We start from the raw sequence: 13369 nt of genomic DNA, 5'->3' as shown, positions 1-13369 counted from the left end.
ACAGGCTTGCCCCAGTTTCTGTTAGTTCGTCGTCGCGACGCACCCCTTGACCCCACCTCCAAACCCGCCTAAGGGCGCGCACTTCCACAGGTGCGGCCTCGCTGTGCCTCTGGCTTGAGCTGAACATTGCCGGTGCGTCTGGTTCTGCCAGGTAATCCGTCAAAGTAACCCGGCGGCGAAAGTTGCGGGTGGAGCGTTTCGGTTCGTGATTGCGTGCGGGGGAAGGGGCCTTGCGGCCCGGCTTTCCCGTTTTGCGCATTTGCGGCATCCGCATTCCTTCACCTTCGGCCCGAAGCGCCAGAACTACAGGTGAAGTTTTCACATGCCCACGATCAATCAGCTGGTCCGCAAGGGCCGCGAACCGCAGAAGGCCAAGTCCAAGGTCCCTGCGATGGAGCAGAACCCGCAGAAGCGCGGCGTCTGCACCCGCGTCTACACGACCACTCCGAAGAAGCCGAACTCGGCGCTGCGCAAGGTCGCCAAGATCCGCCTGACCAACAGCCGCGAAGTCATCTCCTACATTCCGGGTGAAGGCCACAACCTGCAGGAGCACTCGGTCGTGCTCATCCGCGGCGGCCGCGTGCGCGATCTTCCCGGCGTTCGCTACCACGTCCTGCGCGGCGTGCTCGATACGCAGGGCGTCAAGGACCGCAAGCAGTCCCGCTCGAAGTACGGCGCCAAGCGTCCGAAGTAAGGTTCAAAAGGGGTTTCGGTCCTTCGTTTCACCCAGTCACCGGCCAGGTGGCTTCCGGGTGGCCGGCCAGAAAGGTCGGAAATGCGGAGTGCGCCGGAGCCGAGAGCCTTGCGCGGATGCGGAAGGCTCGCTCCGAAGGAGTACACAATATGTCACGTCGTCGTCGTCCGGAAAAGCGGGTCATCCTGCCCGATCCGAAGTTCGGTGATCAGGTTCTCTCGAAGTTCATGAACAACCTCATGCTCGACGGGAAGAAGTCGGTTGCCGAAAGCATCGTTTATGGTGCGCTCGAAGCCATGCAGGCCCGTGCGAAGGCGGACCCGGTCCAGCTCTTCCACGATGCGCTGAACAACGTGCGCCCGCAGATCGAAGTGCGCTCGCGCCGCGTCGGCGGTGCCACCTATCAGGTGCCCGTCGAGGTGCGCCCCGAACGCGCCCAGGCGCTGGCCATCCGCTGGCTCATCAATGCCGCGCGCAACCGCTCGGAAACCACCATGGCGGCGCGCCTTTCGGCAGAGCTGCTCGATGCGGCCAACAATCGCGGCAACGCGGTCAAGAAGCGCGAAGACACCCACCGCATGGCCGACGCGAACCGCGCGTTCAGCCACTACCGCTGGTAATCTTCGCCGGTATCCGGGGCCGTCTTCAAACGGTCACGAAATTAACCATATGGGCGGGGCTTGTTCGGCTCCCCCATATTTCCAAGGAAAAGCACCATGGCACGCAGCCATCCGCTTGAGCGCTATCGCAATTTCGGCATCATGGCGCACATCGACGCCGGCAAGACGACGACGACCGAGCGCATCCTCTACTACACCGGCAAGTCCTACAAGATCGGCGAAGTCCATGACGGCGCCGCCACCATGGACTGGATGGAGCAGGAGCAGGAGCGCGGCATCACCATCACGTCGGCCGCCACCACCTGCTTCTGGCGCGATCACCGCCTGAACATCATCGACACCCCCGGCCACGTCGACTTCACCATCGAAGTCGAACGCTCCCTGCGCGTCCTGGACGGCGCAGTCGCCGCCTTCGACGGCGTCGCAGGTGTTGAACCCCAGTCGGAAACCGTCTGGCGCCAGGCCGACAAGTACAACGTCCCGCGCATGTGCTTCATCAACAAGCTCGACCGCACCGGCGCGAACTTCAAGTACTGCGTCCAGACGATCATCGACCGCCTCGGTGCAACGCCCGCCGTCCTTTACCTGCCGATCGGCGCGGAAAGCGATTTCAAGGGCCTCGTCGATCTCGTCGAACAGCGCGCGATCATCTGGAAGGACGAATCGCTCGGCGCCGAGTTCTTCTACGAGGAAATCCCGGCCGATCTGGCAGACGAAGCCGCCGAATACCGCGCCAAGCTGGTCGAACTTGCTGTCGAGCAGGACGACGAGGCAATGGAAGCCTATCTGGAAGGCAATGAGCCTGACGTGGCGACCCTGAAGGCACTGATCCGCAAGGGTACGCTCAGCCAGGCATTCGTGCCCGTCCTCTGCGGCTCCGCGTTCAAGAACAAGGGCGTGCAGTGCCTGCTCGATGCTGTGGTCGACTATCTGCCGTCACCGCTCGACATTCCCGACGTGCAGGGGATCAATCCCGACACCGATGAGCCGGACAGCCGTCCGACTTCGGATGACGCGCCGTTCTCGGCGCTGGCGTTCAAGATCATGAACGACCCGTTCGTCGGCTCGCTCACCTTCACTCGCATCTATTCGGGGACGCTCGTCAAGGGATCGTACCTGAACTCGGTGAAGAACAAGAAGGAGAAGGTCGGCCGCATGCTGCTGATGCACTCCAATAACCGCGAAGATATCGAGACCGCTTACGCAGGCGATATCGTTGCTCTCGCCGGTCTGAAGGAAACCACGACGGGCGACACGCTTTGCGCGGAAAAGCAGCCGATCATCCTTGAGCGCATGGAATTTCCTGAACCGGTCATCGAACTTTCGGTCGAGCCGAAGACCAAGGCTGACCAGGAAAAGATGGGAATCGCGCTCAACCGCCTTTCCGCTGAAGATCCTTCGTTCCGTGTCTCGACCGACCACGAATCGGGCCAGACGATCATCAAGGGCATGGGCGAACTTCACCTTGAAATCCTTGTCGACCGCATGCGGCGCGAGTTCAAGGTGGAAGCAAACGTCGGTGCGCCTCAGGTGGCCTATCGCGAATATCTCGCGAAGCCCGTGGATGTCGATTACACCCACAAGAAGCAGTCGGGTGGCACCGGCCAGTTCGGCCGCGTGAAGGTCAAGGTCACGCCCGGCGAACGCGGCAGTGGCATCATCTTCAAGGATGAAATCAAGGGCGGCAACATTCCGAAGGAATACATTCCCGCCATCGAGAAGGGCATGCGCGAAACGGCCGCAACCGGTTCGCTCGTGGGCTTCCCGATCATCGATTTCGAAATCCTGCTCTACGACGGCGCCTACCACGACGTCGACTCGTCGGCGCTGGCATTCGAAATCGCGGGCCGCGGCTGCATGCGCGAAGTTGCCCAGAAGGCAGGCATCAAGCTGCTTGAGCCTATCATGAAGGTGGAAGTCATCACGCCGGAGGAATACCTCGGTGACGTGATCGGCGACATCAACTCGCGTCGTGGCCAGATCCAGGGCACTGACAGCCGCGGCAACGCCCAGGCGGTGACGGCCATGGTCCCGCTTGCGAACATGTTCGGCTACGTGAACCAGCTTCGCTCGTTCACGCAGGGCCGTGCAAACTACTCCATGTTCTTCGATCACTACGACGAGGTTCCGGCCAACGTCGCAGCCGAAGTCAAGGCGAAGCTTGCATAAGCGCTCGGATGGCATTAGGGGCGGCGCTCGATTCAGCGGGTGCCGTCCATTTCCCGCAGTATCTGCACACATACGAAAAGAAGGTTTGAACAATGGCCAAGGCTAAGTTTGAGCGGACCAAGCCGCACTGCAATATCGGCACCATCGGTCACGTCGACCACGGCAAGACCACGCTGACTGCCGCAATCACCAAGGTGCTTTCCGAAACCGGCGGCGCCGAATTCACCGACTACGCGAACATCGACAAGGCTCCGGAAGAGCGCGAGCGCGGCATCACCATCTCGACCGCACACGTCGAGTATGAAACCGCCAACCGTCACTACGCCCACGTCGACTGCCCCGGTCACGCCGACTATGTGAAGAACATGATCACCGGCGCGGCGCAGATGGACGGCGCGATCCTCGTGGTGAATGCTGCTGACGGTCCGATGCCGCAGACCCGCGAGCACATCCTGCTCGCCCGCCAGGTCGGTGTGCCGGCTCTCGTCGTGTACATGAACAAGGTTGACCAGGTCGACGATCCGGAAATCCTTGAGCTCGTCGAACTGGAAGTGCGCGAATTGCTCTCGTCGTATGACTTCCCCGGCGACGATATTCCGATCATCAAGGGTTCGGCTCTCGCCGCCCTCGAAGGCCGCGACGACGAAATCGGCAAGAACTCGATCAACGAGCTGATGGCTGCCGTCGACAGCTACATCCCGCAGCCGCCGCGCCCGACCGACAAGCCGTTCCTGATGCCCGTCGAAGACGTGTTCTCGATCTCCGGCCGTGGCACCGTGGTTACCGGTCGTGTCGAAACCGGTGTCATCAAGGTTGGTGAAGAAGTCGAAATCATTGGTCTGAAGGACACCCAGAAGACCACCGTGACCGGCGTTGAAATGTTCCGCAAGCTTCTCGATCAGGGTGAAGCCGGCGACAACATTGGCGCGCTGATCCGCGGCATCAAGCGTGAAGAAGTCGAGCGCGGTCAGGTTCTGGCCAAGCCCGGCTCGGTCACGCCGCACACCGAGTTCTCTGCTGAAGTCTACGTGCTGTCGAAGGACGAAGGTGGCCGTCACACGCCGTTCTTCGCCAACTACCGCCCGCAGTTCTACTTCCGCACAACCGACGTGACCGGTGAAGTGATCCTTCCTGAGGGCACCGAAATGGTCATGCCTGGCGACAATGTGACTCTTTCGGTCAAGCTGATCGCTCCGATTGCGATGGACGAAGGTCTGCGCTTCGCTATCCGCGAAGGTGGCCGCACCGTCGGTTCGGGGGTTGTCAGCAAGATCACGAAGTAATATAGGCCGCGCACCGGCGGGGAGATTCGCTCTTCCCGCCGGTCGGTTTTTACGGACTGATCGCATTTTGGCAGTCGGCCCGCTCTCCCCGGACTTCGCAAAGTGGGGTGGGGTAGAGGGCAGGCCGACTGACATTTTTTGTTTTGCTCTTTCGCATCGGTAAACGGACATGGAAGCCCAGAATATCCGCATTCGCCTCAAGGCCTTTGATCATCGTGTTCTTGACCAGGCCACTGGAGAAATCGCGGACACCGCCCGTCGCACCGGCGCGCTGATCCGGGGCCCCATTCCGCTCCCGACGCGCATCGAGAAGTTCTGCGTCAACCGCGGCCCGCACATCGACAAGAAGTCGCGTGAGCAGTTCGAGGTTCGCACCTACAAGCGTTTGCTCGACATCGTGCAGCCCAATGCGGCGACGGTCGACGCGCTCATGAAGCTGGACCTTGCGGCTGGCGTCAATGTCGAGATCAAGCTGGCCTGAACGGCTGGCCTGACGACACAGGTTTCGGATCAGCGGATCCCAAATATCCTTCCGGTCCTTCGTGCCGGTTTGGCGAAACAGATTTTTCGCCGCGACAAAGGGATACCTCCGGCGCCGCCAGCAATGGCAAGGCCGGGAAAGCGTCCCCCGATCGCTACTGTCGAGGCAGTGGCATTCAGCCCGGTCGGGGCATGCTTCACATACGGGCTGAACACGCCTGTCGGGATGGGCCCGGCAGGCCTCTGTTAGGAGTATGGATCATGCGCACCGGCGTGATCGCGAAGAAGGTGGGGATGACCCGCCTTTTCCAGGAAGATGGTCGGCACGTGCCGGTCACTGTCCTGTCGCTTGAAAATTGCCAGGTGGTTTCGGTTCGCACCGAGGAGCGTGACGGTTACGTTGCGGTCCAGCTGGGTGCTGGCGAAGCCAAGCAGAAGAACGTTGCCAAGCCGCAGCGTGAGCACTTCGCCAAGGCGGAAGTCCCGCTGAAGATGGAAGTCGCCGAGTTTCGCGTTTCGGAAGATGCGCTGCTCGATGTCGGCTCCACCATCGCCGCTTCGCACTTCGTTCCCGGCCAGTATGTCGACATTACCGGCAAGACTCAGGGCAAGGGTTTCCAGGGCGCCATGAAGCGCTGGGGCTTCGGCGGTATGCGTGCCACGCACGGCGTTTCGATCTCGCATCGTGCTCACGGTTCGACTGGCAACCGTCAGGATCCCGGCCGCGTCTTCAAGAACAAGAAGATGGCTGGCCACATGGGTGATCGTCAGCGCACGCAGCAGAACCTCGAAGTCGTCCGCACCGATGACGAGCGTGGCCTTATCTTTGTGAAGGGCTCAGTGCCCGGTTCGAAGAACGCGTGGCTGCTCGTGCGTGACGCGGTCAAGGTTTCGCGCCATGCTGACGCGCCCTATCCCGCAGGCCTCAAGCAGGCCGCAAACAGCAATGACTCGGCTGCTGCCGACACCCCCGCAGACATTGCGGCTGTCGAAGCCACCGAAGGTCAGGAGGGCTAAGTCGTGAAGGTTCAGGTCCTCAATCTCGATGGCACTGCCGCCAAGGGCGAAGTGGAACTGTCGGATGACGTGTTCGGTCTCGAACCGCGGGCGGACATCCTGCATCGCGTCGTCACCTGGCAGTTGGAGAATCGTCGCGGCATCGCCCGCAAGGCGCGCGAGCGTTCGGATGTTGCCCGCACCGGCAAGAAGTTCGGTCGCCAGAAGGGCGGCGGCACGGCGCGTCACGGCGATCGCAAGGCTCCCGTGTTCATCGGTGGCGGCAAGGCTCACGGCCCCCGCGTTCGTGAGTTCAACATCTCGCTGAACAAGAAGGTCCGCGCTCTCGGCCTCAAGATGGCTCTTTCGTCGAAGGCCAAGTCGGGTCTCGTGGTTGTCGACTCGCTTGATGTCGATGCCAAGACCAAGGTGCTTGCCGGTCAGCTGGCCAAGGCCAACTGGGGCAAGAAGGTTCTCGTGATCGACGGTGAAGCCGTGAACGACAACTTTGCCAAGGCGGCACGCAACATCATCGGTGTCAATGTGCTGCCTGCCATCGGTGCCAACGTTTACGACATCCTGAAGCATGACACGCTGGTGCTCACACGCGCTGCGGTCGAAAAGCTGGAGGCGCGTTTCGCCCTTCCGGGAGGGACTAACTGATGGCTAACGCAATCGATACGCGTCACTACGACGTGATTGTGGCTCCCCACATCACGGAGAAGGCAACGCTGCTGAGCGAGAACAACGCCGTGGTCTTCAAGGTTGCCGACAAGGCGACCAAGCCTGAGATAAAGGCCGCGGTCGAAGCCCTGTTCAACGTCAAGGTCACGAAGGTGAACACCCTGACGCAGAAGGGCAAAACCAAGCGCTGGAAGGGCAAGCCCTACAAGCGCACCGACGTCAAGAAGGCTGTCGTGACCCTGGCTGCTGGCCAGTCGATCGACGTCACCAGCGGGATCTGAGGCTAGACCATGGCACTCAAGAGCTATAATCCGACCAGCCCCGCCCGGCGCGGCCTGATCCTCGTCGACAAGTCGTCGCTGTGGAAGGGAAAGCCCGTCAAGGCGCTGACCGAAGGCAAGACCAAGACCGGCGGTCGTAACAACAAGGGTCATGTGACTTCGCGCGGTATCGCGGGTGGGCACAAGCAGAAGTATCGCTTCATCGACTTCAAGCGTCGCAAGTGGGACATGCCTGCAACGGTCGAGCGTCTGGAATATGATCCGAATCGCACGGCATTCATCGCACTCATCAAGTATGAAGACGGTGAGCAGGCCTACATCATTGCGCCCCAGCGTCTTGCTGTCGGCGATGTGGTGGTCGCTGGTGAAAAAACCGACGTGAAGCCGGGTAACGCAATGCTGCTGTCGCAGATGCCGGTCGGCACGATCATCCACAATGTGGAGATGAAGCCGGGTAAGGGTGGGCAGATCGCTCGTTCGGCTGGAACCTATGTTCAGCTCGTCGGTCGTGACCGCGGCATGGTGATCGTGCGCCTGAACTCTGGCGAACAGCGTTATCTGCGCGGTGACTGCATGGGCACCGTGGGTGCGGTTTCGAACCCCGACAACGCGAACACCAATCTTGCCAAGGCGGGGCGCAACCGTTGGCTCGGCCGCCGTCCGCTGACGCGCGGTGTTGCCAAGAACCCGGTTGACCACCCGCACGGCGGTGGTGAAGGCCGGACTTCGGGTGGCCGTCATCCTGTGACGCCGTGGGGCAAGCCGACCAAGGGCGCCCGCACCCGTCACAACAAGGCGACGGACAAGATGATCATCCGTTCGCGCCACGCGAAGAAGAAGAGGTAAGACCACATGGCACGTTCCGTCTGGAAGGGCCCCTTCGTCGACCTGCATCTGCTGAAGAAGGCGGAAGCCGCTCACGATGCAGGGTCGCGCGCTGGCCCGATCAAGACCTGGTCGCGTCGTTCGACCATCATTCCGCAGTTCGTTGGCCTGACGTTCAACGTCTACAACGGACACAAGTTCATTCCCGTTTCCGTCTCGGAAGAGATGGTCGGCCACAAGCTTGGCGAGTTTGCGCCCACGCGCACGTTCCCTGGCCACGCCGCTGACAAGAAGGGCAAGCGCTGATGAGCAAGCCTAAGGCACCCCGTCGCGTTGGCGACAAGGAAGCGCTGTCGGTTGGCACGCAGATCCGTGGTTCGGCGCAGAAGCTGAACCTCGTTGCTGGACTTATCCGTGGCAAGCGCGCGGAAGAGGCGATGAACATCCTTGCCTTCTCGAAGAAGGCGATGGCGGTTGATGCGCGCAAGGTGCTCGCGTCTGCGATCGCCAATGCCGAGAACAACCACAACCTCGACGTCGATGCGCTGGTCGTGGCCGAAGCCTCGGTCGGCAAATCGATCACCATGAAGCGCTTCCACACCCGTGGTCGCGGCAAGTCGACCCGCATCCTGAAGCCGTTTTCGCGGCTGCGGATCGTGGTCCGCGAAGTTGAGGAGGCCTGATCATGGGTCACAAGTCGAACCCCATCGGTCTGCGCCTGCAGATCAACCGGACCTGGGACAGCCGCTGGTATGCGGAAGGTCGCAACTACGCGCAGATGCTCAAGGAAGACCTTGAGATCCGTAAGTATATCGTCGAGAACCTGCCTCAGGCAGCGATTTCGAAGGTGGTGATCGAGCGTCCCGCGAAGCTGTGCCGCGTGTCGATCTATGCCGCCCGTCCGGGCGTCATCATCGGCAAGAAGGGTGCAGATATCGAAAAGTTGCGTTCGAAGCTTGCCACGATGACCGGCAGCGACGTCAAGCTGAACATCGTCGAAATCCGCAAGCCGGAAATCGATGCGAAGCTTGTCGCTCAGGGGATCGCGGACCAGCTCGTTCGTCGCGTTGCTTTCCGTCGTGCGATGAAGCGTGCGGTGCAGTCCGCGCTTCGCCTTGGTGCCGAAGGCATCAAGATCACGTGTGGTGGGCGCCTTGGTGGCGCTGAAATCGCGCGCGTCGAATGGTATCGCGAAGGCCGTGTTCCGCTGCACACGCTGCGCGCGAACATCGACTACGCGGAAGCCGAAGCCCACACCGCCTATGGCGTGATCGGCATCAAGACCTGGATCTTCAAAGGTGAGATCCTCGGTCATGATCCGATGGCGCAGGACCGACTGATGATGGAAGCGCAGACTTCCGGCGTCCGTCCGGCACGCTGAGCCTGAAGGGTAGAGAGAAGCACCATGCTGCAACCGAAGAAGACCAAGTTCCGCAAGGCCTTCAAGGGCCGCATCCACGGCGTTGCCAAGGGTGGCACGGACCTCAACTTCGGCTCCTACGGCCTGAAGGCCCTTGAGCCGGAGCGCGTTACCGCTCGTCAGATCGAAGCCGCCCGCCGCGCGATCACGCGCCACATTCGCCGTCAGGGGCGTCTGTGGATCCGTGTGTTCCCGGATGTTCCTGTGTCGAAGAAGCCCGCCGAAGTCCGTCAGGGCAAGGGCAAGGGTTCGATCGAATACTGGGCAGCCCGCGTCAAGCCGGGCCGCATCCTGTTCGAACTGGACGGCGTCCCCGGCCCGCTGGCGGCCGAGGCTTTCAGCCGCGCCGCGATGAAGCTGCCGATCAAGACGAAGGTCGTCGCCCGCCTGGGTGATACCTCGCACCTTGGCGGCGAGTGATTGGGAGTCGAATGATGGCCAAGATCGAAGACCTTCGCGCCAAGAGCGACGACCAGCTGAGCGCTGAACTCGCCGAGCTGAAGCGCGAGCAGTTCAACCTGCGCTTCCAGGCTGCGACGAACCAGCTTGAGCGCCCCGCGCGCATCAAGGAGGTCCGTCGCGACATCGCGCGCATCAAGACGCTGCAGACTGAGCGTTCTCAGTCGGCCCAGGCGTAAGGACGAAAGTATGCCCAAGCGTATCCTTATCGGCACCGTGGTGTCTGACAAGACCGACAAGACCGTGGTCGTGAAGGTCGAGCGCAAGGTGAAGCACCCGCTCTACGGGAAGATCATCCGCCGCTCGAAGAAGTATCACGCCCACGACGAGGCTAATGCCTACAAGACCGGAGAGACCGTGCGCATCGAGGAGACTGCGCCGATCTCGAAGCTGAAGACGTGGAAGGTCATCGACCGCGTCACTGCCGGCAAGGGCGCCGCTCTCGAAGCGGACGTCTGATCGACGCTTCACGAAGTTTGGGGTTGCTTCACGGCCCAAGTCGTGTAGCGGCCCCGGCTACTGTTTTGGAACTGCCGGACTGGTTTCGGCAAGCCAGTGAGAAGGAACCGGATCAATGATCCAGATGCAATCCAATCTCGACGTGGCGGACAACAGCGGCGCAAAGCGCGTCCAGTGCATCAAGGTGCTGGGTGGCTCGAAGCGCCGGTTCGCAAGCGTCGGCGACATCATCGTGGTGTCGGTGAAGGAAGCGCAGCCGCGCGCGCGCGTCAAGAAGGGCGACGTGCACCGTGCCGTCATCGTGCGCACCAAGAAGGACGTCCGCCGCACCGACGGTTCGGTCATCCGCTTCGACAGCAATGCTGCCGTGCTCGTCGGCAAGAACGAAGAGCCGATCGGCACGCGTATCTTCGGCCCCGTGGTGCGTGAACTGCGCGCCAAGGGCTTCATGAAGATCATCTCGCTCGCTCCGGAGGTGCTGTGATGGCTGCCGCGAAGATCAAGAAGGGCGATACGGTCGTCGTTCGTTCGGGCAAGGACAAGGGCCGCACCGGCACTGTCCTTCAGGTTCTGCCGAAGGATGAGAAGGTTGTCGTGCAGGGTGTGAACATCGCAGCCCGTCACCGCAAGCCCAGCCAGCAGAACCCGCAGGGCGGCATCGACCGCTTCGAGGCTCCGATGCACATCTCGAAGGTTTCGGTTGCTGACAAGGATGGTAAGCCCACCCGCGTCCGCTTCGAGGTCAAGGACGGCAAGAAGGTCCGGGTGGCCGTCAAGTCCGGGGAGACGATCGATGGCTGACAAGTACGTTCCGCGTCTGCGCAAGAAGTATGACGCCGAGATCGCTGCCGCGATGCAGGCCAAGTTCGGCTACAGGAATGCGCTGGAAATCCCGCGCATCGAGAAGATCACGCTCAACATGGGCGTGGGCGAAGCGAGCCAGGACAAGAAGAAGGTCACGACTGCTGCTGCCGAAATGGAGCTGATCGCGGGCCAGAAGCCGGTGATCACCAAGGCGAAGAAGTCGATCGCACAGTTCAAGCTGCGTGAAGGCATGCCCATTGGCTGCAAGGTGACGCTGCGCCGTGAGCGCATGTATGAATTTCTCGATCGTCTGATCACGATCGCGATGCCGCGCATTCGGGACTTCCGCGGGCTGAACCCCAAGTCGTTCGACGGCCGTGGCAACTATGCGATGGGTCTGAAGGAGCAGATCATCTTTCCGGAGATCAGCTACGACCAGATCGAGAAGGTGCGTGGGATGGATATCATCGTCACCACCACCGCCAAGACCGACGATGAAGCGCGCGAGTTGCTTCGCCTGTTCGGTTTCCCGTTCCCGCAGGATGCTGCCGAGCAGCAGCAGGCCGCCTGAGCCAGTTCAAGGAAAGAGCTTAAGTCCATGGCGAAACTGAGTTCGATCAACAAGAACGAGAAGCGCAAGAAGCTCGTTCAGAAGTATGCGGCAAAGTATGCTGCGCTGAAGGCCACGGCGGCTGATGAATCGCTCGATGAAACCGAGCGCCTCATTGCCCGTCTCAAGATGGCAGAGCTTCCGCGCAACGCGAACCCGACCCGTGTCCGCAACCGCTGCAACACCACCGGCCGCCCGCGCGGTTACTACCGCAAGTTTGGCCTGTGCCGCGTGGAACTGCGCGATCTGGCCAACAAGGGGCTTATCCCCGGCGTGACCAAGTCGAGCTGGTAAGGATCATCCGATGGCTATGACCGACCCCCTGGGTGATATGCTCACCCGCATCCGCAATGGGCAGCAGGCAAAGAAGGACTCTGTCCTTTCGCCCGCCTCCAAGCTGCGTGCGCACGTGCTCGAAGTCCTTCAGCGTGAAGGATACATCCGTGGCTTCTCGGAGGACACCACTGGTTCTCATCCGCAGCTTCGCATCGAGCTGAAGTATTTCGAGGGCCAGCCTGCGATCAAGCACGTTGCCCGTGTCTCCAAGCCTGGCCGCCGCGTCTATTCGGGTTCCAAGGAACTTCCGGTGATCCGCAACGGCCTTGGCATCACCATCGTCTCGACGCCGAAGGGCGTGCTTTCGGATGCCGAAGCGCGTGCTGCCAACGTCGGTGGCGAAGTGCTGGCGGAGGTGTTCTGATGAGCCGCATCGGCAAGAAGCCGGTGACGATCCCAAGTGGCGTCACCGCGAACATCGCAGATGGCGTGCTGACCGTGAAGGGGCCGAAGGGCACGCTCACGCTTACGTTGCGTGACGAGATCAGCTACACCGTCGAAGGCGATACCATTCTCGTGAAGCCCGCGAACGACACCAAGTCGGCGCGAGCGTTCTGGGGCATGCAGCGCACGCTGGTAGATAACCTCGTGACCGGCGTGACCCAGGGTTACACGAAGGTGCTTGAAATCACCGGCGTCGGCTATCGTGCCAACGCGCAGGGCAAGAACCTCAAGCTGCAGCTTGGTTATAGCCATGATGTCGATTTCCCGGTGCCCGAAGGCATCGAGATCAAGACTCCGGACAACACCACGGTGGAAATCTCCGGTATCGACAAGCAGAAGGTTGGCCAGGTTGCCGCCGAGATCCGTCGCTGGCGCAAGCCCGAACCCTACAAGGGCAAGGGTATCAAGTACCGCGGCGAGTTTATCTTCCGCAAGGAAGGGAAGAAGAAGTAATGGCAAAGCTTTCTCTCTTCGAACGCCGCCGTCGCCGGGTGCGCACTGCGCTCAAGGCCCGCTCTGGTGGTCGTCCTCGCTTGTCGGTGCATCGCTCCGGCCGTCACATCTACGCGCAGATCATCGACGATGCCGCCGGTCGCACGCTGGCTGCGGCTTCGACACTGGTCAAGGGGCAGAAGTCGATCGGCGCGAATGTCGATGCTGCTGCCAAGGTCGGCACCGAGATCGCCGAGAAGGCCAAGGCTGCCGGCATCACCTCCGTCGTGTTTGATCGCGGCGGGTTCCTCTTCCATGGCCGCGTCAAGGCGCTGGCTGACGCTGCCCGCGAAGGCGGGCTGGAGTTCTGACA

Annotated in this window: 22 protein-coding genes; all 22 read left to right on the top strand. The window is 61.4% G+C overall.

From position 1 onward, the window contains the following. Positions 1–322 precede the first annotated feature (322 nt). The 22 genes from rpsL to rplR all read left to right on the top strand — a co-directional run bounded on the left by rpsL (position 323) and on the right by rplR (position 13367). On the top strand, positions 323–694 hold the full coding sequence (gene rpsL / locus DKM43_RS16010) for a 30S ribosomal protein S12 (protein WP_011444902.1): 372 nt from the start codon (positions 323–325) through the stop codon (positions 692–694). A gap of 149 nt (positions 695–843) precedes the next feature. Continuing rightward, entirely contained in the window at positions 844–1314 is a 471-nt protein-coding gene (gene rpsG / locus DKM43_RS16005; RefSeq protein ID WP_109799487.1) for a 30S ribosomal protein S7, read from the top strand. A gap of 96 nt (positions 1315–1410) precedes the next feature. After that, complete coding sequence (gene fusA, locus DKM43_RS16000; RefSeq protein ID WP_109799486.1) at positions 1411–3483, top strand: elongation factor G; 2073 nt, start codon at positions 1411–1413, stop codon at positions 3481–3483. Positions 3484–3575: 92 nt separating this feature from the next. Then, positions 3576–4766: an elongation factor Tu gene (tuf, locus tag DKM43_RS15995; RefSeq protein ID WP_109799485.1), complete on the top strand. Its 1191-nt coding sequence runs from the start codon at positions 3576–3578 to the stop codon at positions 4764–4766. Between the two features lie 169 nt (positions 4767–4935). Next, positions 4936–5247, top strand: a complete 312-nt coding sequence (gene rpsJ, locus DKM43_RS15990) for a 30S ribosomal protein S10 (RefSeq protein WP_011444906.1) — start codon at positions 4936–4938, stop codon at positions 5245–5247. 260 nt (positions 5248–5507) lie between these two features. Continuing rightward, positions 5508–6263, top strand: coding sequence for a 50S ribosomal protein L3 (gene rplC / locus DKM43_RS15985; protein WP_109799484.1), 756 nt, complete (start codon positions 5508–5510; stop codon positions 6261–6263). Positions 6264–6266: 3 nt separating this feature from the next. Further along, positions 6267–6905, top strand: a complete 639-nt coding sequence (gene rplD / locus DKM43_RS15980) for a 50S ribosomal protein L4 (RefSeq protein ID WP_109799483.1) — start codon at positions 6267–6269, stop codon at positions 6903–6905. After that, complete coding sequence (locus tag DKM43_RS15975) at positions 6905–7207, top strand: 50S ribosomal protein L23 (protein ID WP_011444909.1); 303 nt, start codon at positions 6905–6907, stop codon at positions 7205–7207. The genes rplD and DKM43_RS15975 overlap by 1 nt, the downstream gene beginning before the upstream one ends. Before the next feature lie 9 nt (positions 7208–7216). Next, positions 7217–8053, top strand: coding sequence for a 50S ribosomal protein L2 (gene rplB / locus DKM43_RS15970; protein WP_109799482.1), 837 nt, complete (start codon positions 7217–7219; stop codon positions 8051–8053). A gap of 6 nt (positions 8054–8059) precedes the next feature. Next, complete coding sequence (gene rpsS, locus DKM43_RS15965) at positions 8060–8338, top strand: 30S ribosomal protein S19 (protein ID WP_109799481.1); 279 nt, start codon at positions 8060–8062, stop codon at positions 8336–8338. Next, positions 8338–8715: a 50S ribosomal protein L22 gene (gene rplV, locus DKM43_RS15960; RefSeq protein WP_109799480.1), complete on the top strand. Its 378-nt coding sequence runs from the start codon at positions 8338–8340 to the stop codon at positions 8713–8715. The genes rpsS and rplV overlap by 1 nt, the downstream gene beginning before the upstream one ends. A gap of 2 nt (positions 8716–8717) precedes the next feature. Then, a complete protein-coding gene (gene rpsC / locus DKM43_RS15955) occupies positions 8718–9413 on the top strand; it encodes a 30S ribosomal protein S3 (RefSeq protein WP_109799479.1) in 696 nt (231 codons plus the stop codon). 24 nt (positions 9414–9437) lie between these two features. Continuing rightward, the gene (gene rplP / locus DKM43_RS15950) at positions 9438–9872 is read left to right on the top strand and encodes a 50S ribosomal protein L16 (protein ID WP_039334360.1); all 435 of its coding nucleotides are present in this window, start codon (positions 9438–9440) and stop codon (positions 9870–9872) included. A gap of 11 nt (positions 9873–9883) precedes the next feature. Further along, positions 9884–10090 carry a 50S ribosomal protein L29 gene (rpmC, locus tag DKM43_RS15945; RefSeq protein WP_109799478.1) on the top strand — a complete coding sequence of 69 codons (207 nt, stop codon included), beginning with the start codon at positions 9884–9886 and terminating at the stop codon, positions 10088–10090. Between the two features lie 10 nt (positions 10091–10100). Beyond that, positions 10101–10370 (top strand): 30S ribosomal protein S17, encoded by a 270-nt coding sequence (rpsQ, locus tag DKM43_RS15940; protein ID WP_109799477.1) that lies wholly within the window; start codon positions 10101–10103, stop codon positions 10368–10370. A gap of 115 nt (positions 10371–10485) precedes the next feature. Next, positions 10486–10854, top strand: coding sequence for a 50S ribosomal protein L14 (rplN, locus tag DKM43_RS15935; protein WP_109799476.1), 369 nt, complete (start codon positions 10486–10488; stop codon positions 10852–10854). Beyond that, positions 10854–11171, top strand: a complete 318-nt coding sequence (rplX, locus tag DKM43_RS15930; protein ID WP_109799475.1) for a 50S ribosomal protein L24 — start codon at positions 10854–10856, stop codon at positions 11169–11171. The genes rplN and rplX overlap by 1 nt, the downstream gene beginning before the upstream one ends. Beyond that, the gene (rplE, locus tag DKM43_RS15925) at positions 11164–11745 is read left to right on the top strand and encodes a 50S ribosomal protein L5 (protein WP_109799474.1); all 582 of its coding nucleotides are present in this window, start codon (positions 11164–11166) and stop codon (positions 11743–11745) included. The genes rplX and rplE overlap by 8 nt, the downstream gene beginning before the upstream one ends. Before the next feature lie 27 nt (positions 11746–11772). Continuing rightward, a complete protein-coding gene (rpsN, locus tag DKM43_RS15920; RefSeq protein WP_109799473.1) occupies positions 11773–12078 on the top strand; it encodes a 30S ribosomal protein S14 in 306 nt (101 codons plus the stop codon). A 10-nt stretch (positions 12079–12088) separates the two neighbouring features. After that, positions 12089–12484 (top strand): 30S ribosomal protein S8, encoded by a 396-nt coding sequence (gene rpsH / locus DKM43_RS15915; RefSeq protein ID WP_109799472.1) that lies wholly within the window; start codon positions 12089–12091, stop codon positions 12482–12484. Next, positions 12484–13017, top strand: a complete 534-nt coding sequence (rplF, locus tag DKM43_RS15910) for a 50S ribosomal protein L6 (protein WP_109799471.1) — start codon at positions 12484–12486, stop codon at positions 13015–13017. Before rpsH ends, rplF begins: the two co-directional genes overlap by 1 nt. Continuing rightward, positions 13017–13367 carry a 50S ribosomal protein L18 gene (gene rplR, locus DKM43_RS15905; protein WP_109799470.1) on the top strand — a complete coding sequence of 117 codons (351 nt, stop codon included), beginning with the start codon at positions 13017–13019 and terminating at the stop codon, positions 13365–13367. Before rplF ends, rplR begins: the two co-directional genes overlap by 1 nt. Positions 13368–13369 lie beyond the last annotated feature (2 nt).

The sequence above is a fragment of the Novosphingobium meiothermophilum genome, assembly GCF_003171715.1.
GTDB lineage: Bacteria > Pseudomonadota > Alphaproteobacteria > Sphingomonadales > Sphingomonadaceae > Novosphingobium > Novosphingobium meiothermophilum.
Note: the sequence above shows the minus strand (reverse complement) of the source record. Positions and strands in the feature narration are given on the sequence as shown.